Origin of the sequence: Leptonema illini DSM 21528 (assembly GCF_000243335.1) — a bacterium.
In the GTDB taxonomy this organism is placed as follows: Bacteria; Spirochaetota; Leptospiria; order Leptospirales; family Leptonemataceae; genus Leptonema; species Leptonema illini.
Genome location: NZ_JH597773.1, coordinates 3,033,423 through 3,059,775 on the forward strand (window position 1 = coordinate 3,033,423; position 26,353 = coordinate 3,059,775).

At 54.0% G+C, this 26,353-nt stretch carries 27 protein-coding genes; 16 read left to right on the forward strand and 11 right to left on the reverse strand.

Annotation, left to right across the window (positions count from 1 at the left end):
* Window position 1 precedes the first annotated feature (1 nt).
* From LEPIL_RS13820 to LEPIL_RS13840, 5 genes are all read left to right on the forward strand, one after another.
* Window positions 2-3,433, forward strand: a complete 3,432-nt coding sequence (locus tag LEPIL_RS13820) for an efflux RND transporter permease subunit (protein WP_002773286.1) — start codon at window positions 2-4, stop codon at window positions 3,431-3,433.
* Window positions 3,434-3,450: 17 nt separating this feature from the next.
* Window positions 3,451-3,714, forward strand: coding sequence for a hypothetical protein (locus LEPIL_RS13825; protein WP_002773288.1), 264 nt, complete (start codon window positions 3,451-3,453; stop codon window positions 3,712-3,714).
* Between the two features lie 123 nt (window positions 3,715-3,837).
* On the forward strand, window positions 3,838-5,844 hold the full coding sequence (locus LEPIL_RS13830; protein WP_002773290.1) for a heavy metal translocating P-type ATPase: 2,007 nt from the start codon (window positions 3,838-3,840) through the stop codon (window positions 5,842-5,844).
* A gap of 140 nt (window positions 5,845-5,984) precedes the next feature.
* The gene (locus tag LEPIL_RS13835) at window positions 5,985-6,674 is read left to right on the forward strand and encodes a hypothetical protein (protein WP_002773292.1); all 690 of its coding nucleotides are present in this window, start codon (window positions 5,985-5,987) and stop codon (window positions 6,672-6,674) included.
* Window positions 6,664-7,773, forward strand: coding sequence for a hypothetical protein (locus LEPIL_RS13840; protein WP_002773294.1), 1,110 nt, complete (start codon window positions 6,664-6,666; stop codon window positions 7,771-7,773). The genes LEPIL_RS13835 and LEPIL_RS13840 overlap by 11 nt, the downstream gene beginning before the upstream one ends.
* Before the next feature lie 152 nt (window positions 7,774-7,925).
* On the opposite strand, the gene LEPIL_RS13845 is transcribed toward LEPIL_RS13840, so the two are convergent.
* The 8 genes from LEPIL_RS13845 to LEPIL_RS13880 all read right to left on the reverse strand — a co-directional run bounded on the left by LEPIL_RS13845 (window position 7,926) and on the right by LEPIL_RS13880 (window position 12,070).
* Complete coding sequence (locus LEPIL_RS13845; protein WP_002773295.1) at window positions 7,926-8,147, reverse strand: hypothetical protein; 222 nt, start codon at window positions 8,145-8,147, stop codon at window positions 7,926-7,928.
* 48 nt (window positions 8,148-8,195) lie between these two features.
* Window positions 8,196-8,483 carry a hypothetical protein gene (locus tag LEPIL_RS13850; RefSeq protein ID WP_002773304.1) on the reverse strand — a complete coding sequence of 96 codons (288 nt, stop codon included), beginning with the start codon at window positions 8,481-8,483 and terminating at the stop codon, window positions 8,196-8,198.
* 60 nt (window positions 8,484-8,543) lie between these two features.
* Window positions 8,544-8,918, reverse strand: coding sequence for a type II toxin-antitoxin system VapC family toxin (locus LEPIL_RS13855; protein ID WP_002773306.1), 375 nt, complete (start codon window positions 8,916-8,918; stop codon window positions 8,544-8,546).
* Complete coding sequence (locus LEPIL_RS13860) at window positions 8,915-9,121, reverse strand: AbrB/MazE/SpoVT family DNA-binding domain-containing protein (protein WP_002773309.1); 207 nt, start codon at window positions 9,119-9,121, stop codon at window positions 8,915-8,917. The genes LEPIL_RS13855 and LEPIL_RS13860 overlap by 4 nt, the downstream gene beginning before the upstream one ends.
* Before the next feature lie 105 nt (window positions 9,122-9,226).
* Window positions 9,227-9,631 carry an Hsp20/alpha crystallin family protein gene (locus LEPIL_RS13865; protein ID WP_002773311.1) on the reverse strand — a complete coding sequence of 135 codons (405 nt, stop codon included), beginning with the start codon at window positions 9,629-9,631 and terminating at the stop codon, window positions 9,227-9,229.
* Window positions 9,632-9,799: 168 nt separating this feature from the next.
* Window positions 9,800-10,582: a uroporphyrinogen-III C-methyltransferase gene (gene cobA / locus LEPIL_RS13870; protein WP_002773312.1), complete on the reverse strand. Its 783-nt coding sequence runs from the start codon at window positions 10,580-10,582 to the stop codon at window positions 9,800-9,802.
* Window positions 10,560-11,363, reverse strand: coding sequence for a precorrin-2 dehydrogenase/sirohydrochlorin ferrochelatase family protein (locus LEPIL_RS13875; RefSeq protein ID WP_002773313.1), 804 nt, complete (start codon window positions 11,361-11,363; stop codon window positions 10,560-10,562). The genes cobA and LEPIL_RS13875 overlap by 23 nt, the downstream gene beginning before the upstream one ends.
* Window positions 11,360-12,070, reverse strand: coding sequence for a phosphoadenylyl-sulfate reductase (locus tag LEPIL_RS13880; RefSeq protein WP_143464692.1), 711 nt, complete (start codon window positions 12,068-12,070; stop codon window positions 11,360-11,362). The genes LEPIL_RS13875 and LEPIL_RS13880 overlap by 4 nt, the downstream gene beginning before the upstream one ends.
* 178 nt (window positions 12,071-12,248) lie before the next feature.
* Here LEPIL_RS13880 and LEPIL_RS13885 point away from each other — a divergent pair, with 178 nt between their 5' ends.
* The 4 genes from LEPIL_RS13885 to cysN all read left to right on the forward strand — a co-directional run bounded on the left by LEPIL_RS13885 (window position 12,249) and on the right by cysN (window position 16,602).
* Window positions 12,249-12,530 carry a 4Fe-4S dicluster domain-containing protein gene (locus LEPIL_RS13885; protein WP_002773315.1) on the forward strand — a complete coding sequence of 94 codons (282 nt, stop codon included), beginning with the start codon at window positions 12,249-12,251 and terminating at the stop codon, window positions 12,528-12,530.
* Between the two features lie 112 nt (window positions 12,531-12,642).
* Window positions 12,643-14,379: an NADPH-dependent assimilatory sulfite reductase hemoprotein subunit gene (locus tag LEPIL_RS13890; protein WP_002773316.1), complete on the forward strand. Its 1,737-nt coding sequence runs from the start codon at window positions 12,643-12,645 to the stop codon at window positions 14,377-14,379.
* Complete coding sequence (gene cysD / locus LEPIL_RS13895; protein ID WP_078123377.1) at window positions 14,376-15,335, forward strand: sulfate adenylyltransferase subunit CysD; 960 nt, start codon at window positions 14,376-14,378, stop codon at window positions 15,333-15,335. Before LEPIL_RS13890 ends, cysD begins: the two co-directional genes overlap by 4 nt.
* A 1-nt stretch (window position 15,336) precedes the next feature.
* Window positions 15,337-16,602 carry a sulfate adenylyltransferase subunit CysN gene (gene cysN / locus LEPIL_RS13900; protein WP_002773320.1) on the forward strand — a complete coding sequence of 422 codons (1,266 nt, stop codon included), beginning with the start codon at window positions 15,337-15,339 and terminating at the stop codon, window positions 16,600-16,602.
* Window positions 16,603-16,706: 104 nt separating this feature from the next.
* On the opposite strand, the gene LEPIL_RS13905 is transcribed toward cysN, so the two are convergent.
* Window positions 16,707-17,744 carry a tetratricopeptide repeat protein gene (locus LEPIL_RS13905; RefSeq protein WP_143464691.1) on the reverse strand — a complete coding sequence of 346 codons (1,038 nt, stop codon included), beginning with the start codon at window positions 17,742-17,744 and terminating at the stop codon, window positions 16,707-16,709.
* A 46-nt stretch (window positions 17,745-17,790) separates the two neighbouring features.
* Between LEPIL_RS13905 and LEPIL_RS22250 the strand changes: the two genes are divergently transcribed.
* The 7 genes from LEPIL_RS22250 to LEPIL_RS13940 all read left to right on the forward strand — a co-directional run bounded on the left by LEPIL_RS22250 (window position 17,791) and on the right by LEPIL_RS13940 (window position 24,576).
* Window positions 17,791-19,191 (forward strand): adenylate/guanylate cyclase domain-containing protein, encoded by a 1,401-nt coding sequence (locus LEPIL_RS22250; RefSeq protein ID WP_002773323.1) that lies wholly within the window; start codon window positions 17,791-17,793, stop codon window positions 19,189-19,191.
* A 52-nt stretch (window positions 19,192-19,243) separates the two neighbouring features.
* A complete protein-coding gene (locus LEPIL_RS13915) occupies window positions 19,244-19,630 on the forward strand; it encodes a hypothetical protein (protein ID WP_002773325.1) in 387 nt (128 codons plus the stop codon).
* A 69-nt stretch (window positions 19,631-19,699) separates the two neighbouring features.
* A complete protein-coding gene (locus tag LEPIL_RS13920) occupies window positions 19,700-20,638 on the forward strand; it encodes a sensor histidine kinase (protein WP_002773328.1) in 939 nt (312 codons plus the stop codon).
* A gap of 2 nt (window positions 20,639-20,640) precedes the next feature.
* On the forward strand, window positions 20,641-23,112 hold the full coding sequence (locus LEPIL_RS22255; protein ID WP_169314821.1) for a two-component system response regulator: 2,472 nt from the start codon (window positions 20,641-20,643) through the stop codon (window positions 23,110-23,112).
* A 103-nt stretch (window positions 23,113-23,215) separates the two neighbouring features.
* Window positions 23,216-23,689: a Spy/CpxP family protein refolding chaperone gene (locus LEPIL_RS13930; protein ID WP_002773332.1), complete on the forward strand. Its 474-nt coding sequence runs from the start codon at window positions 23,216-23,218 to the stop codon at window positions 23,687-23,689.
* Between the two features lie 21 nt (window positions 23,690-23,710).
* Window positions 23,711-24,229 carry an RNA polymerase sigma factor gene (locus LEPIL_RS13935; protein WP_002773334.1) on the forward strand — a complete coding sequence of 173 codons (519 nt, stop codon included), beginning with the start codon at window positions 23,711-23,713 and terminating at the stop codon, window positions 24,227-24,229.
* A complete protein-coding gene (locus tag LEPIL_RS13940) occupies window positions 24,226-24,576 on the forward strand; it encodes a hypothetical protein (protein ID WP_002773335.1) in 351 nt (116 codons plus the stop codon). Before LEPIL_RS13935 ends, LEPIL_RS13940 begins: the two co-directional genes overlap by 4 nt.
* On the opposite strand, the gene LEPIL_RS13945 is transcribed toward LEPIL_RS13940, so the two are convergent.
* Together LEPIL_RS13945 and dcm are read right to left on the reverse strand one after the other, a co-directional pair.
* Window positions 24,567-25,277 (reverse strand): HhH-GPD family protein, encoded by a 711-nt coding sequence (locus tag LEPIL_RS13945; RefSeq protein ID WP_002773337.1) that lies wholly within the window; start codon window positions 25,275-25,277, stop codon window positions 24,567-24,569. The genes LEPIL_RS13940 and LEPIL_RS13945 overlap by 10 nt on opposite strands.
* Window positions 25,274-26,326, reverse strand: coding sequence for a DNA (cytosine-5-)-methyltransferase (gene dcm, locus LEPIL_RS13950; RefSeq protein ID WP_245826846.1), 1,053 nt, complete (start codon window positions 26,324-26,326; stop codon window positions 25,274-25,276). The genes LEPIL_RS13945 and dcm overlap by 4 nt, the downstream gene beginning before the upstream one ends.
* Window positions 26,327-26,353: the final 27 nt, after the last annotated feature.

The window sequence follows — 26,353 nt, forward strand, 5'->3', positions numbered from 1 at the left end:
GATGCAGACACAGGAACAGAAAGAAAGCTGGATTCAAAGAGTCATCGATTTCAGCGCGCATAACAGCCTGCTTGTCGTCATCCTGGCCGCTGTCATCAGCGCCGGCGCCTACGTGGCGATGAAGAACATTCCAATGGACGCTCTGCCTGACCTGAGCGATACACAGGTGATCCTCTATTCAAAGTGGGATCGCAGCCCCGATATCATCGAGGATCAGGTAACGTATCCGATCATACGTTCGCTGCTCGGCGCTCCGGGCGTGAAATCCATTCGCGGATTTTCGGACTTCGGCTATTCCTACGTCTATGTCATCTTCGAAGATGGAACGGACATCTACTGGGCGCGAAGCCGCGTGCTCGAATATCTGTCGAAGATTCTGCCGACCCTGCCACAGGGCGTGCAGACCGAGATCGGCCCCGATGCGACGGCCGTCGGCTGGATCTATCAATATGCGATTACCGACGAGTCGGGTAACCATGACCTTGCCGAGCTGCGCTCCTATCAGGACTGGAATCTGCGTTATCAGTTGCAGAGCCTTCAGGGAGTCGCCGAGGTCGCGTCCATCGGCGGCTTTGTAAAGCAGTATCAGGTACATATCAACCCTGCTTCGCTTCTGGCCTACGATTTGAAGCTGCCCGAAGTCGCCGAGGCGATACGGCGTTCTAACGACGAATCCGGAGGCCGGCTGCTTGAGATGTCGGGGCGCGAATATATGATTCGCGGAAGAGGATATATCAAGAACCTCGAAGATATCGAGAATATCGCCGTAGGCTCCGACCCGAAAACAGGGACGGCCATTCTGCTGAAACAGCTCGGTCGTATCGAAATCGGCCCCGATATGCGCAGAGGAGCGGCCGATCTTGACGGAATCGGCGATGCGCCGGGCGGTATCGTCGTCATGCGACAGGGCGAGAACGCGCTCAACGTCATCGAACGCGTCAAGCAGCGCATCGCAGAGATCGAGCCCTATCTGCCCGAGGGCATGAAAATCGTAACGACCTACGACCGATCGGAACTGATCAAGAAATCCATCGACACGTTACGACACACTCTTCTTGAAGAGATTCTGATCGTCAGCCTGGTGATCCTGTTATTCCTATGGCACTGGCCTTCGGCAAGCGTCGCCATCATCACCATCCCCGTCAGCGTATTCCTTGCCTTTCTGCCCATGTATTTCATGGGCATCACGTCGAACCTGATGTCGCTTGCCGGCATCGCCATATCGATCGGCGTTCTTGTCGACGGAGCCATCGTCGAGGTCGAGAACGCCTATAAAAAGATCGAGCACTGGCTCGACGATCAGGGCATTCGCGACGGCGTCGTCGATCATGCAACGGCGTCGCGGCCGGGATTTCGCGAAAGCTTCTTTGCCGTCCGTCTCAGCGCCATGAAAGAAGTCGGGCCATCGGTCTTCTTTTCGCTGCTTGTGATCGCCGTTTCGTTTCTGCCGATCTTCACGCTTGTCGATCAGGAAGGACGACTGTTCAAGCCTCTTGCCTACTCGAAAAACCTGGCCATGGCCATCGCGTCCATACTGGCAATCACGCTTGATCCGGCGATTCGCATGCTCTATGCGCGTATAACGCCATTTGAGTTCAAGCCGGCCTGGCTGGCTCGCATCTGCACGGTACTTTTTGTCGGTCGCTATTACCGCGAAGAAGAGCATCCCGTAAGTAAGGTGCTCTTTCGCCTCTATGAACCGGCCTGTCGCTACGTTCTTGAACGTCCGAAAAAGGCTCTCGCCGCGGCCGGCATTCTCATGGCCACTACGGTGCCGGTATATATATCGCTCGGCTCGGAGTTCATGCCTCCGCTTAACGAAGGCACGATCCTCTATATGCCAACAACACTTCCAGGCATCTCGGTCGAAGAGGCGAAGAAGGTGCTGCAGCTGCAGGATAAGATACTGAAAAGCTTTCCCGAGGTTGAGCGCGTGTACGGCAAGGCGGGTCGCGCCGACACCTCTCTTGACCCGGCGCCGTTCAGCATGGTCGAGACGGTCGTCGTTTTGAAGCCGAAAGAAGAATGGAGCAAGAAAGAACGCTGGTTCAGCTTCCTGCCCGACTTCACACATTTTCTGTTTCGCTGGATCTGGAACGATCGCATCACCTATGACGAACTCATCTCCCGAATGAACGAAAAGATGCAGATTCCGGGATGGACGAACGCATTCACCATGCCCATTCGCGGACGCATCGATATGCTCTCGACGGGCATCCGCACGCCGATCGGTATCAAGGTGCAGGGAGCCGACTTAAAAGAGATCGAACAGATCGGTCGACAGATTGAAAAATCTCTCGAAAACGTACCGGGAACACGTTCGGTTTTTGCCGAGCGCGTAACGGGAGGTTATTATCTCGATTTCGATCTGCGTCGCGAAGATCTCGCCCGTTACGGCTTAACGGTCGATGACGCCCAGCAGATCCTTCAACTGGCGCTGGGCGGCGAAACGCTCACCGTTACCGTCGAAGGCAGAGAACGTTATCCGGTGCATCTGCGTTATCAGCCCGCCTTCCGTCAGGACCTGGCCGCCTTGCGGCGCATCCTTGTGCCCACGCCCTCAGGAGCGCATATACCGATGTCGCAGATCGCCGACATCCACGTCGTGCAGGGCCCATCGATGATCAGAGATGAGAACGGCCTGTTAACGGGGTATGTCTACGTCGACATCGAAGGCCGGGACATCGGCGGATACGTAAAAGAAGCGAAGCAGATCGTTCGAGATCATGTAAACGTTCCGAATCGTTATACACTCTCGTGGAGCGGTCAGTACGAGAACATGCAGAGAGTCGAGCAGCGCCTGAAAATCGTTCTGCCGCTCACGCTCTTTCTTGTCGTACTCTTGATTCACTTCAACACAAAGTCATGGCCGAAAACGGGGATCGTCTTGCTTGCCGTACCCTTCTCGCTTGTCGGCGCCATCTGGTTCCTGTGGCTGCTTGATTACAACGTCTCTATCGCCGTATGGGTGGGCATGATCGCTCTGATGGGGCTCGATGCAGAGACGGGTACCTTCATGCTGCTTTTTCTCGATCTCTCGTACAACGATGCAAAGAAGAAAGGAATGCTGCGCAACGAGGCCGATCTGCGCGAAGCGATTCTTCACGGCGCCGTAAAACGCGTACGTCCGAAGATCATGACCGTCGCTTCGGCCTTTCTGGGGCTGATTCCCATCCTCTGGTCCGATGGTACGGGTTCCGATCTAATGAAGCGCATCGCCGCTCCGATGGTCGGAGGCCTGATCACATCTTTTGTGCTGGAGCTTCTGATCTATCCCGTGCTCTATGAGATGTGGCGCCTGCGCGAGCTGAAAGGTGAGCATAACGCTCTTCGATCCGCGGCTACCGGTCTCGATATGACGCCCACGATTTCAGAGTCGCTTTACGAAAATAGAGCAAAGGCCAGAAAAAAGAAACCCCGGGACAAACAATAATTCAGGAGGAAATGAAAATGAAAAGACGATTGTTAACAAACTCAAGCTTATTGACAGCGATTGGTTTAGCGGCGCTGTTCGCCGTCGTCCAACTTGAAGGCACACCCGAAGAAAAGAACCAGGCTGACCACGCGAAACAAATGCAGGAGTGCATGAAAAGCGGAAAAACACACGAGCAGTGCATGGCCGAGCATAAGAAGATGCAGGAGTGCATGGAAGCTGGCAAATCTCACGAGCAGTGCATGCCTAACATGCCCCACGAGCATAACCACGCACATTGATACTCTCTCAGCGGAGATCCAGAGGATCTCCGCCTTTTTCCCTGCTACCGCCGAATCATATAACAATTCGGCTCCCTTCAGATACACGAAGTAGGACACGCCCGACGACAAGGAGTTACCAAAATGGACCATACGCATCATGCTGAACATCAGTCGCATTCCGGCTCGACGGAAACGAGCGAGCCACATAAGCATCACGACCATTCGTCTATGATCGACGATTTCAGGCGTCGCTTCTTCTTCTCTCTGACGCTGACCATTCCCATTCTTATCTTATCAGATATGATCCAGCACTGGATCGGTTATACAATCGATTTTGCAGGAAGACATTATCTACTCTTCGCAATGGGTAGCGCCATTTTTATCTATGGGGGGATGCCTTTTTTAAAAGGCATCGTAGCCGAGAGCCGATCATTGAAGCCCGGCATGATGACGTTGATCGCTGTTGCGATAACCACTGCCTTTCTCTACAGTGTGGCGATCACATTCGGATTGGACGGAAACGATTTCTACTGGGAACTTGCCACTCTGATTTCCATTATGCTGCTCGGTCACTGGATCGAGATGCGTTCCGTTCAGTCAACATCAAGATCACTGGAGCTCCTGGCCAGATTATTGCCGGCCGAGGCCCATATGGTGCACGGCGACCATATTATGGATGTTGCCATCGACAGGTTAAAGCCCGGCGATTTGATTCTGATCAAGGCAAATGAAAAGGTGCCCGCCGATTCGATCATCATTGAAGGGGAGAGTTATATCGACGAAAGCATGCTCACCGGAGAAAGCCGACCTGTAAAACGAAAGCAAGACGATCGATTGATCGGCGGCTCGATCAACGGAGCACAGTCGCTGAAAGCTCGCGTTACCAGTACTGGAAAAGAGAGCTATCTCAATAAAGTCATCAACCTTGTCCAGGAAGCGCAGGCCACCAAATCCAAAACCCAGCATCTGGCCGACAGAGCCGCCCGCTACCTGACTTTCATCTCCATCGGGATGGGCACTGTGACGTTCGCTATCGCCATGGGAACGGGGGCAACCCTGGAGTATTCCATCGAACGAATGGTGACCATTATGGTAATCGCCTGCCCCCATGCTCTCGGCCTGGCCATCCCTCTCGTTGTTGCCATATCAACAGGCGCAGCAGCTCAAAAGGGCCTTCTCATAAGAAACCGAACGGCCTTTGAGAATTCAAGACTCATCAATGCCATCGTATTTGATAAAACCGGCACTCTGACCGAAGGCGCTTTTCGTGTTCAACGCATCGAGAGTCTGTCGCAGGGCTTTGCCGAGGCCGAAATACTTCGTTTATCCGCCTCACTGGAAATGCATTCCGAGCATCCCATAGCGAGAGGAATCGTAGCGGCCGCTCGGGAGCAAGGCCTTCCTTTAATCGACGTAACCGATTTTAAATCGTTAACGGCAAGAGGCATCGAAGGCAAACTTGACGGTGATGTATTCCGAATGGTGAGTCCCGGCTATTTACAGGCTGAGAGTATTTCCGTACCGGCCGTGGAAACCGACGGATCAGAAACCATCGTTTATCTTCTCAGAGAAAAACATCTGGTCGGACGTCTAACTCTCGCTGATGCTATCCGACCGGAAAGCAAAGATGCAGTACAGTTCCTGCAAGCATCCGGCGTAAAGGTCTTTATGGCAACGGGTGACAACAGGAAAACGGCCGACGCCGTCAGCAACCGACTTGGCCTTGACGGTGTTTACAGCGAACTTTTACCGCATCAAAAAGTAGAGATCATTACCGATCTTCAAAAAACCGGCCATTACGTTGCCATGACCGGAGACGGAGTAAACGACGCCCCGGCGCTGGCTCAAGCCGACGTAGGTATCGCCGTCGGAGCGGGCACTGATGTCGCTGCGGAAACAGCCGACATCGTTCTCGTTAACAGCAACCCCTCAGATATTGCCGCTCTCATCGCCTACGGGCGTGCAACATACCGAAAGATGATACAGAACCTTATCTGGGCGACCGGCTACAACGTCATAGCGCTTCCTCTGGCCACGGGGTTTATACCGGGCATCGCAATCAGTCCGGCTATCGGCGCCGTCTTTATGAGCCTGAGTACGGTCGTCGTCGCCCTGAACGCTCAATTGCTGCGCAGACGTCTGCGCTGATGAAAAGCAATGCTCTCTACTTTTCCAGCGAAGAGACGGCGCGAAAGTTCGCAGAAAAGTACGGACTGATGTAATAAGGGAACGAGCACATCCCCGGGAATTTTGCTTGCCTTTCTTATCCATGCCGTATGCAATGCGGCATGGAACAGCGGCATAAGGAATACATCGAATACTACAGGGCCCGTCTGAAAAAATATGAGGGCAATCCGATGTATCCTCATTCCGAGGCTGCCGAGCGGGCGATGCTCGAAGCGATCGAAACAGCCGCCGATCTGAACGAATTCAGGGATCGGCTCTTTGCCGGCAATCTGCATGTAAAGGTGGCGGTCGCTCTTGTAAAAGATCAGGAAGCAGCCCGCCTGAGACATTTTCGCTCAATCGAAGAAACGGTGCGAGCAAGAGGCCCTGAGAACATTCTAAAAACGGTTTCACAGATGGAGTCGACGATCAGCGATGTCATGGACCTCACATCCGAGGTTAACCGCATCCTCGATGCAAACCGCATCGAGATCGCCGTCGATTTGCTTGTCGATCACTTCTGGTCGGATTTCACGGCCCTTGAGAATATTGAGGTGTCGGAACGTGCCGATGTACCCGATCGCTGGAAGGCCGAACATCGATCCGCCGCTGAGGCCGATCGCGCGAAGGGCAGACAGCTGTGGCAGGAGATCGATCTACCCGCCGCAAAAGAGTGGGATCCGAACTGGAAGATGAACTACGCTCTTTTATCAGAGACGAGACATCGGCGCAAGCTACCCTTTCCCGACTCCACGCTCGCTCGCCGTATTGAAGATCATAAAAAATACAGAGGCACCGACAATGGCCGTTGATCCTGGAATGGTAGATATGATTCTCGGCACCTTTCGCAACATGGTCGCCGAGATCGAGGGAAAGAAAATCACCGGTAACGCCGTCGATAACATGAAGGCCGTTCTCGCGCAGATGGAAGGCCTTGCGAAAGAGATGGACGACCTTGCCTCTTACAGTACGAAGCTCGCCAACGATGGACTTTTCACTAAATTCAGCGAATGGTACGGACGAGCGTTAGCCTCTCAGTCGTCCGGCTCCAGTTCAGACGAAGATCTCATGGCCCGCTCTCTCAAGGCCTACGAAGACTCTCTCAACTATTTAAAGCAACAGCCCGAGCATGCGCACATCGTTCCCGTCGTGCAGCGCGTCGTCGATCTGGGCAGATCGGGAGTCAGTTATCCGGTATTCTTGCGCATGGCCGAAGAAGAGGGAGCCTTTATGGGACTGAACAGCCCGCATGCCGGGCCGGTCATCGCCTATGACATCTATTGCGCCGAGCGCATGCGCACGGTCGAACGTCTGCCCATGCTTCTTTCTATCCAGGCGAAATGGAAAGAGCTTGTGGCCCGTTCGCCTTTCGGGTACGCCGACCCGCTTGAATATGAGCTTGCCCGACAGCAGATCGAATGGCAGCATGAACCGGCGTTGATCCGCTGGAAGGCCATTGAAGATCGCTGGGATCGATTGGTCGAGCTTGTGATCGACTGGGTGGACTCGTTCTGTTCGTTCGCTCCTTATGACGCTCGCTGGGTCGATCCAGACGGCAATCGCGCGAAAACGCAGTTGAATATCGAACGAACACAAGAATGTAACCCCGGCCGGCTAAAGGTACGCGAAGATATCTTCTATGAGTATTTCGGTCTTCGCTGGAATGACATCTTCACACATGAAACGTTTGTTTCGAAACTTAAAAATAAGATGATCTGGTACTCCGATGAATCGCTTGCACTGGCCCGTGACGCCCATGAGCGCTGTGTGCCCGGCGGCAAACCCGAAGGCGATCACATTAGACGAGCCGAAGACATCCATGCATCAAAACGTTTCAAGCGACCCGACATGCCGACGGCCGAGGAACTGACGCCGGTGCCCTTTGCGGAATTTTTGAAGAGCTATCAATAGAAGATCGTTAAGCGAGCGAGGGCCTTGTGCTGTCTCAAGAAGAGGTTAACCACGGAGGGCGCGGAGGGCATTGAGCAAGGCAGGAGTAAAAATCGGAGTGAATGAGGGAGATTGCTTCGCCGCCGCCGAGGTATCAAGATAGAGCGGGCGGATCATCGGCGTTCTTCACGCTCAGCCATGATAGCCTCCGAAAAACCCGACACAGGAAGCCGCGCCATGATTTCTCGAATCCTAGCCAGCTCTTCATCGGACCACGGAGTCGGTATCAACCCGGAAGCATCCCTTTCCTGCTGTTGCCAGAGGACATACGTTTCGTAAGGAATGATAGCCTCAACGGGCTGGTGATTCTCATCGTAGACAATCTTCGCTTTCATCATAATCCAATTAGAAACCAACGAATAGAGAAGTCAAGAATTCCCGAATCAAATGAAAATCTCCGGGCGGTCTTCCCTCATCCAGTTAGTTAGTTTGCTATCGCGAGATTTTCCAAGACCTATGAACACAAAGGATTCTTCTCCGTCCAACTTCCCGTCGATTCTCCACATCCCGTCGTAGTCGCCGCCAGTGCATAAGTATATAGTATCACCAATCTGCGCGTTGGTCCTATCGGCCGACAGTTTATCTTCCTGCAGGATACTGAGAATCGCCGCCAGCAAGTCTTCATCTACTTGAGTATGCTCTTTCGCTGAACCCTTTCCATTTTTCTTCATTTGATATTAGAAACCGATCATTCCAGCTACCGTTTAAAGATTTCGCTCTCCGGAAAATCATTATTTCGAGAAATACTTTACATTGCCTTTGATATTCTTGAAGTCCTCGTCCTGGGTCCACAGGGTTGCTCCGTGCCGAAGAGTGGTCGCCCAGATAATACTGTCAGCCATTGGAATCTTCTCTTCGACGCTGATACGGGCTGCGGTCATTGCCAGGTCCTGATCAAGATCAATGACCTTTCCTATCTGCATATGAGCTATGGCAGTCAAAGCGGTATCTTCGTTGAACTCAATCAGGAGTTTCTTGAAGACTTCATAGACTGAAATGGAAGGAACGATCAAATGCTCTGTGTCTTCAATCGGCTTTGCGAACAGATCCGCTCGGTCGGAATCGGCAAAATACTCCAGCCATCCTGATGAGTCTACGACGTTCACACCCTGTCGCCTTCTCTAAGGACTGCAGTGTCGATATCACGAGCGATACCGCGCATTTTCTTCATGCTCTGAAGCGGGATGATCTCAATGCGGCCATCGTAATAGAAGACCTGGACTTCCTGACCCGGCTTGATAAGATGCTTGTCCCTGACATCTCTGGGAATCACCACCTGATATTTTGACGATATTGTCACTCTGCCCATGCAGTAACCATAAGGAAAGACCGGGGCAATGCAAACAAAAAAAGCATCGATCAAGAAAATGTTTACCGCCAATGGCGGCCCCGGCCCGAAGGCCGGGGAATCGCCTCACGATACGGCGATCTTTTTCGGCTTCTCGACCTCGGCCTTCGGCAGCTCGACGGTGAGTACGCCCAGCCGGCATTCGGCCTGAACGCGATCGGCATCGACGCGGAACGGCAGCTGGAACGAACGGGTGAACTTGCCCTGACGGCGTTCATGACGCAGGGCCTTCGTTTTCTCTTCGCCTTCTACCTCTGACTTCTTCTCGATGGTGAGCGTGAGAACGTCCTCTTTTACCTGCACGTCGATATTCTCGGGATGCACGCCCGGAACTTCGGCTCGCATGGTCAGGCCTTCTTCTTTTTCATGAAAGCGAACGCCTGGATAACTATGACGGATCAGATCCGCCCTCGATGAATAGAAGTCCGTAAGACCGTCAAGTAAGGTGTCACGAAAGAGTGTATTCCACATAGTAGCCTCCTGAGAATGGCTGCACCCGGCAGCATAGTCTGTGGCCTTCCCGGTATTATAAGGCTGCTTCCACAGCCCACACAGAGAATGCCCTACAGAGGAGGTATAGCAAAGGCTGTGCCAGGCCAGGCAACGGCCGACGGAGGATTCAGGCCCGCCTGCACTGCGTCAGGCTGTCACTCTGTCAGCGAGATGTCCGTCTGTCAGCCCGGGATGAAGCACGCTTCGCAGGGCGACAACCTCGCCAACGACAAGCATGGCCGGCGATGGCAGCGATGCAGCGTCGCCGTGAATCTCAGCAAGCGTGCTGACGACGATTCGCTCTTCGGCCGTGGAGCCCTTTGAAATCACGGCTGCCGGCGTTGACGGAGCGCGCCCGTGTGAAATCAGGCGATCTGCGATGCGGGCCAGATTCTCTTTACACATGAGAAAAACGGCCGTCTGCATTGAGGCGGCACAGCTCCAGGAGAAGCCGCTTGAACGCTCCGCCTCATGCCCCGTGAAAACGCCGAACGAAGCCGACACCCCTCTGTAGGTTAACGGTATCCACGACAGCTCGGGCACGGAATAAAAAGAGCTGACACCGGGAAGTATCTCATATCGAATGCCGGCCTCTTTTAAAGCGAGCGCCTCTTCTCCGCCGCGACCGAAAACGAAGGGATCGCCGCCTTTGAGTCGCAGCACCCTGAAGCCTGCCTGTGCATAGCGAACAAGCAGGCGATGGATACGATCCTGGCGCAGCTCCTGATTCTGTCCGCGCTTCTTGCCGACGGGGATCAGCGTCGCCGATGAGGCGATTTTCAGTATATCGGGATGAACAAGTCGATCAAAGAGTACGACTTCGGCGCTCTCCAGAGCGCGCAACGTGCGGACGGTTAACAGATCGGGGTCGCCCGGACCGGCGCCGGCAATCTGAACGAATCCCTCTTTACCTGACGGCCTCTTCTTCATAGCCCTTCTCCTTTCTGTACTCGGCCACTCTTCTGATGAGTTCGGATAACGCCTCTTCTTCGTTCGTGTCACGAAGAAAGGCGATGAATCCCGTATCGATCAGACTCTGATAGAACTCCCTTCGCTTTCCATAATCGGGAATCAGCGAACGAATACGCTTGCGATACTGCCCCAGGAAACGGGCAAAGGATGCATGCGTATCGGTGAGGATTTCTGAACGAATCCGATCTCTCAGAAACTGGCCAAGCACGGGAGAGCTTCCGCCTGTTGATATGGCGACGACAAGCGGAGCGTTCCGGGCTACCGAAGGATTCGTGAAATGACAGAGCTCTCTATGATCGAGTGCGTTATACAATCGACCATGACGATCGGCCATCTCACGCAGCTCTTCAAGATGTCGGTAGTGCACGGGCTGCTCGCCCTCCACCGGCTCGTCAGACGCGAAAACGAGATAACTCTCGCTCACATCCTTCTCGCAGGGAAGACGTTTCGACCACCGAAAACCGGGATGCGACTCGATATCTTCGATGCAGCGGGCCGCCGCCGGAGCGACGAGATGCACGCGCGCCTTGCAATCGAGCAGATCTCTGATTTTTTGAAGAGCCATCGGCCCTCCGCCGACAACGAGGCAGAGTCTGTCTCGAACATCGAGAAAGATGGGGAGGAATCCCTCCGCGCGCCCTGCTTCCGTTTGCTTCGGGGAAGACATAGGCCAGTTTTTTGCCTCCCCGTTTTCCGCTCCAGCGGAATCTCCCTGTCGATTTGTGGCAAGAGCGTTCATTGATGTAATCCACACTCCTTATGTTCGGGCAGCTCCCACCACCAGCGTCCGGCACGGATGTCTTCGCCAGGCTGAACGGCACGCGTGCAAGGAGCGCAGCCGATGCTCGGGAATCCGGCATCGTGCAGGCTGTTGTAGGGGATGCCATTTTCACGAATAAACGACCAGAGCTCGTCATCGGACCAGGCGTGCAGCGGATTGATCTTCAGTCGATCGCCGTGCGCCGTATCCAGCTCAAAGGGAGCCAGGCGAAGGCGCGTATTCGACTGTGCCGATCGCAGCCCGGTCGCCCACCCCCTGCAAGAGGAAAGGGCGCGCTGCAAGGGCACGACCTTTCGGATGCGGCAACACTCTTTGCGATTTTCAATGCTTTCATAGAAAGAATAAAGACCCTTCTCTCGAAGCAGGGACTCGAGCTCAGCTCGATCGGGCGTATGCACCTCAAGGCGAATCGGATACTTTTTACGAGCTTCTTCCATTATACGGTAGGTCTCTTCATGAAGCCTCCCTGTATCGAGCGTGAAGACCCGGGGGCGTTCGACGATGGAGCAGGCAATGTGGATGAGCGCCATGTCCTCGACGCTGAAGCTACTTGCAAGGACCAGCTCATCCCCGAGTAAATCATAGGCTCGGGCGAGCACGGCACGGGCATCGCTTGCTTGCTCCGTCGCCTCTCTGTTTAAGAGAATCACATTATTCAGGTCCATGGCAGATTCCATATCATTCCGGTATGAATAAAAAAGATACGGCGGATAGGAGGGCAAGGAAAAAAGAATGACAGGAGAACAATTCTTAGTAATTTGATCAGAAATCAATTTTGCTCGGATTTGATTTCCGCTGGAAATTGAGAACGGCCGGAAAAGGTTGGCCCATCAGGAGGATTCCATGCCTTTTATTATAACTAAAGCCTGTGAAGGCGTATGCGACACGGCCTGTGTCGATGTTTGCCCCGTCGATTGTATTCACCCTACTAAAGAAGAGTGGCCGTCGAAGGGATACGACCCTGCGAACCTTGCTGGCAAGCAGCTTTACATCAACCCAGAGGAATGCATCGATTGCGGGGCCTGCGAGCCTGCCTGTCCGGTGCAGGCCATCTTTCCGGAGGACGAGGTTCCTTCCGACATGGTTTCTTATATCGAAAAAAATAAGGCCTATTACGGGCTCTGATCTCCTTATCGGAATCCGGCTTCGGCCGGGTTTTTTCGGACCTTAAATCATACTAAAACGATCTGAAAAATCAAACTGCATAACAACTCCCGTGAATTGAGAAGAGGCATCTATGAACAATCCTGTACTTCCCCATAGCCTGTCACATCCCGATGTGAAGATCGACGACCTCTCCAAGGTCGAGCAACTGAAACGTGACTCAAGAGGACTGCGCGGAAGCCTCTCGGCAGAGCTTGCCGAGCCGACATCGGCGTTCAGCGAACCGATGACGCAGCTTCTGAAGTTTCACGGAATGTACCAGCAGGATAACCGCGACGACCGCAAGCGCGGCGCCGACGGCAAGATGCAGAAGAGCCACAGCCTGATGATCCGCGGCCGTATTCCTGGCGGACGTCTGACGGCTGAGCAATACTTGAAGCTCGACGAGTTAGCAGGATTGTATGGCCAGGGTTCGCTTCGCCTGACGACGCGACAGAGCATCCAGTACCATGGCGTGCTTAAAAGCGACTCGAAAGAGCTGCTCAAGGGAATCCGTGACGTGGTGCTTTCGACGATCGCCGCATGTGGAGACGTCGTGCGGAACGTTACCCAGGCGTTGAATCCGACGAAAGATCCCGAGCTGGCGCTGATCGATGCGATCGCCGACCGTATCTCGTCGCATTTCGAGCCGCAATCGGGCGCCTATGCCGAGGTATGGCTGGACGGGGAGCCTGTTGAATTCGAAGAGAAGCTGGAACCGATCTACGGGGCGCAGTATCTTCCGCGCAAATTCAAGATCGGAGTTACCATCGCCGGAAATAATACGCTTGATCTGTTCACAAACGACATGGGCATAGCGGCGACTCTTAAAAACGGAACGATCGACGGTTATTACTTTTACGCCGGCGGCGGACTGGGTAAGACGCACCGCAACGCCGATACGTATCCGCGTCTTGCAAGCCCGCTCGGCTGGGTTCCCGAGAAGGCGCTTATCGCCGTCTCTGAGGCCATCATTACGACGCAGCGAGATTTCGGAGATCGCAAAGATCGCAAGCATGCCCGCCTGAAATACCTCATCGAAGAGCAGGGCGTGGATTGGTTTCGCTCGGAGGTCGAACGACGTTCGGGTTATACATTCGAGCTCCGCGAAGAGCCGGTATGGAAGAACCCCGAATACCTTGGCTGGCAGGAGGCTCTCGACGGCACCCTCTCTCTCGGCTTGCACATCCTTGCCGGTCGCATCAAAGACTTCGATGGAAAACCCATTCGCAGTGCCATACGCGAGGTTGTTGCGCAGTACCGTCCCGACATTCAGATAACGGCCGATCAGGATCTGATTCTAACAGGCATTTCAAAAGAACATCAAGAGGCCATCGAAGCTCATTTCGAAGGCCAGGGCATCTCGCTTTCGCCGAAAGGATCGCTGTATCACAGAGCGCTTGCATGTCCGGCGCTGCCGACTTGCGGTCTGGCCATTACCGAGGCCGAGCGCTTTCTTCCGTCGGTACTCGACACATTGCAAAAACCGTTAGACGAACTGGGGCTTCCAGCTCCGTCGATTCGCATGACAGGGTGCCCCAACGGATGCGCAAGGCCTTATAGCGCCGAGATCGGTCTCGTCGGTCGCTCCCTCGGTATGTATGCCCTCTATCTGGGTGGCAGTATCGAAGGCACGCGCCTTGCTTCAGAGATCACCGATTCTCTGAAGGCCGAACATCTTGAAGAGGCCGGTCGCATGCTCTTCTCAGCATGGAAGCAGGAGCGCATTCATGCCGATGAGGCCTTCGGCGACTTCGCACATCGCAAAGGCACGCAGGCGCTGCAGGAGCTGCTTTCTCCGCTGCTCAAAGCTCCGGTCAGGGCGGAATGAATTCGTCACATCAAGAAACCATCGCTACAGAATCAGGAGCAAGCATCATGTTAGAAGCAACCGTTACCCGATCGCATCTCGACGAGCTCGAAGACGAGGCGATTTATATTCTGCGAGAAACGGCGGCTCAATTCGAGCGCCCGGCTCTGCTGTTTTCAGGAGGAAAGGATTCAATCACGCTTGTGAGGCTGGCCGAGAAGGCCTTTCGCCCGGCGAAATTCCCCTTCCCTCTCGTTCATGTCGACACCGAACATAACTTCCCCGAAACGATCGAGTTTCGCGACAGCCTTGTGCGCCGCCTTGGCGAGAAGCTGATCGTGCGCTCCGTGCAGGACTCCATCAACAAGGGTCGCGCAAAAGAAGAGAAGGGTAAATGGGCGAGCCGTAACTCTTTACAGACGGTGACGCTGCTCGATACCATCGAAGAGTTTCGATTCGATGCCTGCATCGGCGGCGCAAGACGTGACGAAGAAAAAGCCCGGGCTAAAGAGCGAGTATTCTCTGTTCGCAACGACTTCGGCGAGTGGGACCCTCGATTACAGCGTCCGGAGCTGTGGAATCTGTATAACGGTCGGATTCAACCCGGCGAGAATGTTCGCGTCTTCCCGATCAGCAACTGGACGGAGCTTGACGTATGGAATTACATCCGTCGGGAAAATCTCGATCTGCCGTCGATCTACTTCACGCATCGCCGTCAGTGCGTTCGCAGGCTGGGGCTGCTCTTTCCCGTCTCTCCTTTTGTAGAGCTTGATGACGAGGTCGTCGAAGAGGTGCAGGTCCGCTTTCGCACCGTCGGCGATATGACGTGCACGGCAGCCGTAGAATCCGACGCCATCACCATCGATCAGATCATCGACGAGATCAAGTCGGCTAACCTGACGGAACGCGGAGCCCGACTCGACGACCGACGATCCGAAACGGCCATGGAAGACCGCAAAAAAGGAGGCTATTTTTAACATGGAAATTCTAAGATTCATCACAGCAGGCAGCGTCGACGACGGAAAAAGCACCCTCATCGGTAGACTGCTTTACGATTCAAAGGCGCTTGCCCGCGACCTCATCGAGGCCATCGAAACCTCCAGCCGCAAAACCGGATCAGAGAGGGTGAACCTGGCCCTGTTAACCGACGGCCTTCGCGCAGAACGCGAGCAGGGTATTACCATCGACGTCGCCTATCGTTACTTTACGACTGATCGGCGCAAGTTCATCATCGCCGACGCTCCGGGGCATATTCAGTATACAAGAAACATGGTTACAGGAGCGTCCAACGCCGATCTCGCCATTATTCTTGTCGATGCGCGCACCGGCGTCGTCGAACAGACGAGACGGCATACGTATATAGCGAACCTTCTCGGCATTCACCACATCATCCTCGCCGTCAATAAGATGGATCTGATCGATTTCTCAGAAGAACGTTTTCACGAAATCGAACAGGAATACCGCCGCTTCACCGACAACATGAACTTTCGTGAGATTATCTGCATACCGCTGGCGGCTGTCGATGGCGATAACGTCGTCGAAAGATCGGAGCGAACCCCCTGGTACTCAGGGTTTACGCTGATGCAGGTACTCGAAAACGTCGATGTGCGCGGAGACCGCAACTACACGCTGCCTCGCTTTCCCGTTCAGTGGGTGATCCGCCCGCAGTCCGAAGAACATCACGACTTTCGCGGTTACGCAGGCACCGTCGCCTCGGGCTTCTTTACAAAAGGAGACGAAATCGTAGCGCTGCCTTCGAATCGCCGCAGTCGCATCGCCCGCATTCTCAAGCATGACCGCGAAGTGCAGCAGGCTCCGGCAGGTCATGCGGTCACAATCCTGCTTGAAGACGATATCGACATCAGCCGCGGCGACATGCTTGTGCATCCGGACTCGGCCCCCACACAGGGAAAGGAAATCGAAGCCGACATCTGCTGGATGAGCACGGATACTCTTTTACCGGGACAGAAGCTAACTCTAAGGCATACATCGAGAGAGGTACGGGCCATCGTTCAATCAATCGAGTATCGCGTCAACATCCAGACCCTGAACCGTGAGAAGACGGACCAATTCGAGCTGAACGATATCGGTCGGGTAAAGATCCGCCTCTCAGAACCGATCTTCACAGACCCCTATGCGATTAATCGAAAGACGGGCAGCTTTATACTTGTGGCGCAGGATAACGCCACGGTAGCTGCCGGCATGATTACCGCCGACGAGACCGAAACGGCATTCACGATCTGAGACGCATCACGGCGGGATGCCGTATCGAATAGTGCGCCCCTTAACAAAGAGGGCGCACATCGGTCATTGTGCGGGAATGACAGAGGCAGATCGTCGGACTGTGATCACTCTTCGATCTGACGCAGAGTTTCGATCTTCTTTTCTACAAGCTCTACGTATTTTGCCGCCTCTTCGTGGTCGGGTCGCACGACCAGGATCCAGCGAAAAAGAGCGCGACTCTCTTCAAGCTTCTGTTGTTGATAGAGCGAAACGGCCTGCTGAAAATATCGATCCACATTGCTTTTAAGATCTTCCGTGCAGCGATTCTTCAGCGCACCGGCCTGAGGATGATAGCCGCTGATCCGCGAAACATAAGAAAGACATCCAGGCGGGTTACCTGAATTTGCCGCCGCGAGAGCGAGCTGATAGTTCTGGTCGTTGCGTGCAAGAGCGCGGGCACGATCAAGAGCGTCGGATGCTTCTGTATAGTCCGGAAAAATAGTGATCGCTTGCTGGTATTTCTGAACGGCTGCAGCATAGTTACCCGCCTGAAACAGCCTCTGCCCTTCTTCATAACGCGGACGGGCGCTGGCAAGCAAATGATCGTCGACATCCGAAAGCCCCGATTTGGCCTCGCTGAGCCCCGGATCGATAAGCAGAGCGGCCTCATACTGGCCCCTCGCCTGTTGATAGTTACCTGCTTTGCGATAGGCGGCGGCCCGGTCGAGATAGCCTTTTAATGCCGCTTTAACCTGAGGATGGTCGAGCAGCTCGCTGATCTTGCTTTTCGCGTCCCTATGCGCGCCGTTCGGACTGAGATTCACGCACCGTCTGTAGGACATGAGAGCGTTCAGCGCCTGGCCGGCTCGCTGCTGATTGAGGGCCGTATTGTAGTAGCTTTCGCGCATATAGTTCAGGCGATGTTTCAGGTCTTCCACACGAGCGCCGGCTCCGCCGTAATCGGGGTCAACATCGGCCACCGCTTCATAGTATTCGAGAGATTCCAGGAGACGATTCTTGCGATACAGCTCAGATGCCATTCTGTAATCTTTTTGCAATTTATCGCGATAGCTGCGATAAATCATAGCGCAGCTCACGGGCTGGAAAAGAGCAAGCAAAAGTGCTGCGACGGATAAACTGAGTAGGAATTGCCTTGTTTTCACAATTTTTAAATTGACGGGGGCAGGCAGGCTTTCAACTTAAAAAACGATGAAAGTCTCATCTTTTTTTCAAGAGCTTCTGAGAAAGGGCGGCATCAGATTGAGACTGATGCTGATCATTGCGGGCCTTGTTGCCGGCACCGCCCTTGTGCTTAGCGCCGTCGTATTCCCACTACAGGAAGCCTCCATTCGACAGAAGGCCTTCGATGTCTGCGAGGTTTCGGCCCTGAGCATCTCGTCAGCGGCCGGCGAGGCCCTTCTCACCGACCAGTCGCTGCTTCTCGAAGACATCATCCGTACCATCAAAAACGAAAACGTAGAAGGCTTGAAAGAGATCTCCGTTATTTTCAAGGGTCGCTACTTTGTTCATTCGCAGAACGATCGTCGGGGAAAATCAGTCGAGAGCGACGTCATCGGCCGCGCACAATCGGTTCAGAGCGGCGTTAAGCGCGAGAGTCTTGAAACCGAGGACGGCGACGCTTATGAGTTCATGACGCCCATTCGATTTCAAGAGAGAGTCATAGGCTATACTCGCATCGTGTATGACGAAGAGGCCATCAGCGGGCCGATCCGTCGTGCTCGCCTTATTGCCTTCCTGGTCGCTCTGATAACGCTCGCCGTGAGCTTTGCCGCCGTTTATTTCATCTCGGGCTCAGTCGCCCGTCCGATTCTTCAGGTAGCCGACGCCTCTCGTCGAGTCGGAGAAGGAGATCTGAACGTCAGGCTTGATATACGTTCGCATGACGAGCTGGGAATCCTGGCCGATCAGTTTAACCATATGGTTGACGAGCTGAAAGAAAAGCTGCATATGTCGAAGTTCGTTTCAGGCTCGACCGTAAAGATGATCAAGGCCAGTCGTGGAGAAAGCGAGATGAAGCTGGGCGGATCACGGCAGGATTCGGCGTTCTTTTTCTCTGATGTGCGCGGCTTCACTGCATGGTCTGAAAAAACGACTCCGGAAAACGTCGTGACCGTACTCAATGAATACCTGGACCTTCAAACGCAGATCATCAAACGCTTCGGCGGCGACATCGATAAATACGTCGGCGATGAAATCATGGCCGTATTCACTGGCGACGATAAAGAAGATCGATGCCTTCAGGCAGCGGTCGCCGTCATCGACGAGTTAAAGAGATATAACGATGAGCGTGTGGCGCGCAAAGAAACGGCGCTTAACGTGGGCATCGGCTGCCACTGCGGCGAAGTCGTCGTGGGCAACATGGGATCACACGACCGTATGGACTTCACGGCCATCGGCGACGTGGTCAATCTCTCGGCCCGCCTCTGCTCGGCCGCCGAAGCGCTCCAGATCGTCACAACGAAACACATGCTCGGGCTTACGAAAACGCCCTTTCGCCTTCGCGAACTTGAGCCGATCAAGGTCAAAGGCAAGGAGAAGCCTATCGAGATCGTGGGCATTGTCGGGCTGGAAGAGAAGGCCCCGAAATAATTCAGGAGTATCCAACGCCGATCATTCTTATTCAGCGAGACGGAAGAAAACTATGGAAAAGACGGAAAGACTGGAACAGGCCATTCAGAGGCGAAACGTCCCTGAGATCACTGCAGAACGTTTGACAGCGGCGACGGTAACCACCCCCCACTTTGCCTTCCGAACCTTTCGTATCGGCAACAGCATCGGCGACATATTCGATATCGCAATGCAGTATCTGTTAGCAGAATCTATTGCAGAAAAAACAAAAGTCGATCTTTATACGATCGAACACTGCGAGTTTCACTCTCGCGGAGACTCCGATGAGGCGCTTGAGGCTCTCATTGATGCGGCCCTGTTTTTTGACCGCATGGTTATCGATGAAGAGTATCGCACGTTGTTGAAAGAACTGCAGACTGCCGATCTCGAGCGCATCAAGACTCTTGTAGCGAAGAAATAGGCCCTGAAAGGTCGTTTTTTGATAAAAAGGCTTGCCCGGATTCAGTTTTTCTGAACAAATAGACGGGCCATGCGCGCTCCCTCTCGAATCGTCGGATTGTACGCTATTTTCGGTGCTCTATGGATTCTACTGTCAGACCGTGCCCTCCAGCTGCTCACAGAAAACGCAGAGATCCTGATCAAACTGCAAACGGTGAAAGGATGGCTCTTTATCGCCATCACCGCGCTGCTGCTCTACTTTCTCGTAAAACAGCAGATGGCCGAGCTTCAGAAGTTAAACACCGATCTCGAGAAACGCGTTGCTGAACGCACCCGTCGACTCGAACAGGTAAATCAGGAACTCGAGTCCTTCTCTTATACGGTATCACACGATTTGAAGGCTCCGCTGCGCGGCATTGACGGCTTTGGATTTTTATTGCAAAGTCAGTACGGCGACTCCCTGCCCGAAGGGGCGCGGCATTTCGTAACACGCATGCGCGAGGCGGCAGCGCAGATGAACCGCCTTATCGAAGATCTGCTTTCTTACTCTCGCATCGAACGACGTGAACTCAACCTTCGCCCGATTGATCTGCGCCGCACGATCGACCAGCTGCTCGAAGAAAAGCAAGAACAGATCGAGCAATCTAACGTGCGCATCGACGTTGACTTAAAGTGCGAGCAGGTTTATGCCGATCCCGACGGATTGCTCCTCGTTCTGCGAAACCTGTTCGAAAATTCTTTAAAATTCACAAAAGATCGAATCCCGGGATTCGCCATCCGTTCGCATACAGAAGGGGATCGCTGTATTATACAGTTCTCTGACAACGGCATCGGCTTCGATCCCAAATTCAACGAACAGATATTCCAGATCTTCCAGCGTCTGCATTCAGAGTCGGAATTTCCTGGAACGGGCATCGGCCTGGCCATCGTTCGAAAGGCGATGACCCGAATGGAAGGGACGGTCTCTGCTGAGGGCAAGCCCGGTGAAGGAGCGACCTTCACGCTCCGTCTTCATACAAAGGCGACATGAACATGAGTGAGGCAAAGAAGCCATTAAAAGTATTATTCGTCGAAGACGACCCCTTCGACGCAGAGCTGATTCAGAACAGCCTCGTCGGTTTTGAAACCGTATACGCTTCGTCCCTGCTTGAAGCGCGCGAACAACTCAGTTCGCTACCCGACATCATCCTCTGCGACCTTCACCTGCCCGATGGAGTGGGGCTTGATCTGCTTGTAGACATCCGGCAGAGGGGTCTGCCCCTGCCGTTTATTCTCATGACGGGCGCCGGAGATCAGAGGGCGGCCATATCGGCGATCCGTTCCGGAGCTGACGACTATCTCATTAAGAACGCCGAATCTCTCGCCCTTCTACCGCAATCGATGTCGAACGCTCTAAAACGCTTCAGGAGAAGCAAGGACCGTATCAATCGCCCCCTTCATGTTCTCTACGCCGAGCCTAACCTTTACGATATCGATCTGACGAGAGAACATCTGAAACAGCATGCCCCTTATATTACGATCGACGTCGTTCGCGAAGGCAGGGATGTACTGAAGGCGCTTGATTCCTCTAACTCCTATGATGTTCTGCTTTTCGATTTTATGCTGCCCGATGAAAACGCTCTGATTCTGACCCAGGAACTGCAGAGACGGCCGGGCTTCGACCTTCCCATCGTATTCGTCACCGGTCACGGCAACGAAGAGATTGTCGCCGAAGCAATGCGGCTGGGTATCGCCGATTACGTCGTCAAGCATCCTGGTTATCTTTTTGAATTACCGCCAACGCTCGAAAACGTCACCGGCCTCCATCGACTGCAACGAGAACGATCTGCCCTCGCCGCCAGCGAGAAAAGGTTCCGCCTGCTTGCCGAAAACGCGCGAGATATCGTTTATCGGATTGAATTGCTACCAAGTCGCGCCTTCACCTACGTTTCGCCTTCTTCCACTCGATTGACCGGCTATACCCCCGAAGAGCACTACGCAGACCCGGACCTCGGCTATAAAATTATACACCCGGAAGATCGGGTCAAGATCGTGCTCGACGAGGTCTTCTTCAGCAAACCGGTCGTGATGCGATGGATCAGAAAAGACGGAAGCACGCTGTGGACGGAGCAGGAGAACGTTCCCGTCTACGATGAATCAGGAAATCTCATCGCCCTCGAAGGTATCGCTCGCGATATCACAGAACGAAAAGAAAGCGAAGAACGTCTCGACTTTCTGGCCCATTATGATCCGCTTACCGGGCTTCCCAATCGGTGGTCTCTTATCGAGCAGATTGAGAAACGAATGAAGAGCGTACGCGAACGCGGACGACAGCTAACTCTTCTTCTGCTGGATCTTGACCGCTTCAAGATGATCAACGAAAGTCTGGGGCATCGGAGCGGTGATCTTCTGCTTCAGAGCGCCGCCGAACGCCTTCAACAATCCATAGCAGCCGACGAAGTTCTGGCAAGGCCGGGCGGCGACGAATTCGGTATTCTCATCGAATCGGATAACGATCCGATGACGGCCGAACACAGAGCCTTTTCGATTATCGATCTCATGCAGACTCCTTTCGCCTTCGACCAGGGCCTGCTTTATATCGGCGTGAGCATCGGCATTTGCTCTTATCCGGATGCGGCGGCCAACGCCGACGAGTTAATGCGAAACGCCGAAGCCGCTCTTTACCGTGCAAAAGATCAGGGACGTAACACCTATCGCCTTTACACCGAAGATATGACTCGCAAGGCGCTTGATCGTCTTGAAATCGAGACGCTATTGCGAGAGGCTCTTGCAAACGGAGAGCTCTACCTTGAGTATCAGCCGCTTGTATCCGTTCATTCGAACGCCATCTTCGGGGCCGAGGCCCTCATGCGCTGGAAGAACCCTCTGCGCGGCGTCATACGTCCCGATGAATTCATCCCGGTAGCCGAAGAAAGCGGAATGATCACGCGCATCGGAGACTTTGCCCTGCTTGAAGCCTGTCGCTCTATGAAGCGCCTGCTTGACGAGGGTCTTCCCTTGCGCACTATAGCCGTGAATATTTCACCGCGACAGTTCTTGCTTCAAGATGTCGTAGCATCAGTCAAAAAATCGCTCGCAGAGACCGGGCTGCGCCCCGAATACCTCGAACTGGAAATCACAGAGTCTGCTCTGATGCACGATCCCGACCAATCGCTACAGACCCTGCTTGCTCTGCGTGATCTTGGAATTCGCCTTGCCATCGACGACTTCGGAACCGGCTATTCCTCTCTCGCGCATCTCAAGCGCTTCCCTCTTCACAAGCTCAAGATCGACCGGTCCTTTATCAGAGACATTCCGCACGACCTTGACTCCGAGAAGATTGCAACAACCATCGTCGCCATGGCCAGAGGCCTTGAACTCAAAGTACTGGCCGAAGGTGTCGAAACGGAAGATCAACGGAAATTCCTCGAAGAGCATAACTGCGATTTCTTTCAGGGCTACCTGTGCAGCCCTGCCGTTTCGGCCGAAACCCTGGCAGAGCTCGTCAAAAAGCAGAGGCGCTAATTTTTTCATCGCGTGAACCTTTCTCCGCTTCACCGGGTATCCAGAATACAAGCACTTCGACGCAGGCGCTTTAGAGTCTGTAATCGAGGACAAGGAGACTACAATGCTGAAAAAAACGATGCTCGCCGCGCTGCTTTTTGCGCTTGCCCTTCCGGCTCTTCATGCCCAACCTCCCGAAGACATGGACGGCCCGCGTCCCGAAATGGCGGAGCGCATGCTCAAAAAGATGCAGAAGGATCTCGATCTGACCGAAGAACAGTCGACAAAGATCAAGACCATCCACGAAAAATATCGGGCAAAGCAGCAGACGCTGCGTGAAAAAATCGATCCTCTACACAAGCAGCTCATGCAGACGATGATGTCGGATTCTCCGAATCGGGCTCAGTTTGAATCGCTGCTTCGCAAGCTTTCAGATCTGCGTATCGAAGCCCGTCTCGTAGAGTTCGATCAACGCCAGGAAACGATGGCAGTGCTTACGGCAGAGCAGAGAACGAAATGGAAGCAGATCATGGAAAAGCATCGCAAGAAGTTCAAAGAGGCTCGCGAAGATCGACGGGAGAGGCCTGATCGAGATTGATCGAAATAAGGATCAATTCTGATGAGAGCCGAACCGGACTTTCAGGCCATCGTCTCGGGCACCAAACGTGCGGTGCTCGGGGCGATTCGCCATCATCTATCGCCGCAATTGCATGAATGGATCGACGACGTGGCTCAGGAAACCTACCTGCGACTGTTTCGTCATCTTGACAGGCAGCAAGGCGAGCATACGCCCGAATCGCTGCAATCGCTCGCCTACGTCATCGCACGAAACGAATCCTTCCGCATGAACGGCAAGATGGGAAGAGAAAACGTCGGGTCAGATCAACTGGATTCTCTTGCCGACGATAGATCGCAGAGAGAACGCGACACTAAAGAAACGCTTTCGGCGGCGCTATCATTGCTTGATGAAGAGCTTGCTCCCGTCGTCGCCATGACGGCCGGAGGATATTCAACGGCAGAGATCGCCGAGCGTATGCAGATCCCGGCCGGAACCGTAAAATCGAGGTTATACAGAGCCCGCAAAAAACTCAGAGAGAACGTCTCGGGATGGTTCGGATCAGACAGGAGGAGCAGATGAACGATAGACAGAGGTTTGAAGAAGAGATTGAACGCAGATTGAACGACTCGCTCTGGGAAAAGCGCATGCATCGGTCGGTCACGAATCGCCTGCAATCTGAAAAGCGCCGTCGACTCGGAATCGCAGCAGCGGTTCTTTTCTCGGTTTCGGTCGCCATCGGCGGCTATTCAATGACCGACCGAGGCCAGGCATCGATTGCTTCGCTGAATCACCTGCTCACGGGCGCTGCGACGCCAGAAGAAGAGATCAGTTCGCAACAGTATCTACAGTGGAACGGATTCGGGAAGTTTCCTCTGCAAGAGGATGAAGAGCTCAGTATCGTTCTTGGTAACGTCTACTACGAATAACGACACGGGCGTCTTACCGGACAGTGCTCGCAATCCGGACTACGTGCGGTGCAGACAAGGGCGCCAAAATCGATCAGCGACAGGTTCACCTGCGCCGGATGCTCCGTATCAACAAGATAGGCCGCCCGCTCCTTTATCAATGGACTGCGGCGCATCTCTCCTTTTTCGGGCAAGCCATCGAAACGGCACAGAATGCGCACGACGTTCGTATCAATCGCCGCAACTCTATCGGCAAAAAGGATGCTTCGTAGCATTCCGTTCGAGTATTCGCCCACTCCAGGGATAGCGATCATATCTGCTTCGGGAGGCAACCGCCTGACCGCCATATTGTCTCGAAGATAAGCAAGCGTATCAAAGATAGCCTCGTTCCTCCAGCCAAGGCCCAGCGGACGCAGCATCTCGCGAACCGTTGCGCCATCGGCAAGGGCATCGGCGGCGGTTCGGTAGCGGTCGGTGAATTCTTTATAGACGGGCAGAACCTGATCGGCGCGCGTACGCCGCAGCATCATCTCGGCCATGAGCAGATGGAACCAGTTCTTTGTTCGGCGCCACGGATAACTACGATGATGCTCTTCGAAAAATTGCAGAAGGGCCCTGCGAAGAATGGCAAGCCTGTGTTTATCGGCGGCCGACAGAATCGGACTGCTGTGCCGCCCCCGACTGCCGCCCTCGTTCTCGCCTGAATGCAACGAGCGCCTCATCCCGTTCGTCTGTTCGGCCTCGATGCCAGCAGAGCCCGGCCGATGCGCGCCGCAATGGCCGTCACAACGGGCACGGCGACGGAATTCCCGAACTGTCGATAGGCCTGCGTATCTGAAACGGTGATCTTGAAATCGTCGGGGAATCCCATCAGGCGAGCGCATTCCCGCGGAGTGAGCCGGCGCGGATTCGCATGCGGATTGCCCTTCGATTTGCGCTGCGGTATCAGGATCTCAGATCCGTCTTTATAATAGCGAGCGGACAGCGTGCGAGCCTGCTCGTCGGGCCCTGTTAATCCGAATCCGAAGCCGTTGCCTTTCGCCGCATGCTTCTCTTTATACCGTTGCAGATAATCCCACAGGCGATCGGTTAACGTATATTTTTCTTCGACTTTATCGTCGAGAATCCAGCCGATACCCGGATAGAGAGGAAGAACAGGTCTTGATCCGAGATCGCGCGCCCGCTCTTTCAGCCGTGCAGGCAGAGGAAGCTCGTTAGGCTCGGGAAAGCTGAACTGGGCGGCCGCCGATGCGTTACGGAATCCGACAAGGTAGATGCGCTCGCGCTTCTGTGGAAGAACGGGGGCGGCGCTGATCACCCTGTATTCAAGATGATACCCGAGCTCTTCAAGCGTGCGAACGATGACGGCAAGCGTGCGCCCGCCATCATGCGAACGCAGGTTCTTCACGTTTTCGAGCAAGAAGGCCGACGGCTTGCGATCTCTTAAGATACGAGCGATCTCAAAGAACAGAGTACCCTGCGTTTCATCTTCGAAGCCGTGTTTACGCCCGAGGGCGTTTTTCTTCGAGACGCCGGCGATGCTGAACGGCTGACAGGGAAAACCGGCGCAGAGGATGTCAAAATCGGGAATCTCATCTGAAGCGATCTTATGAATATCACCGGCCGGACGCTCGCCAAAATTCGCCTCATAGGTGCGCTGCGAATGCACATCCCACTCCGACGAAAAGACGCAGCGCATGCCCTGCTTCTCAAAGCCAAGTCGGATGCCGCCAATACCCGCGAAAAGATCGATGAACCGCAATTCGTTCATAGCACGTCTACCTCTGCCCTTTTTAGG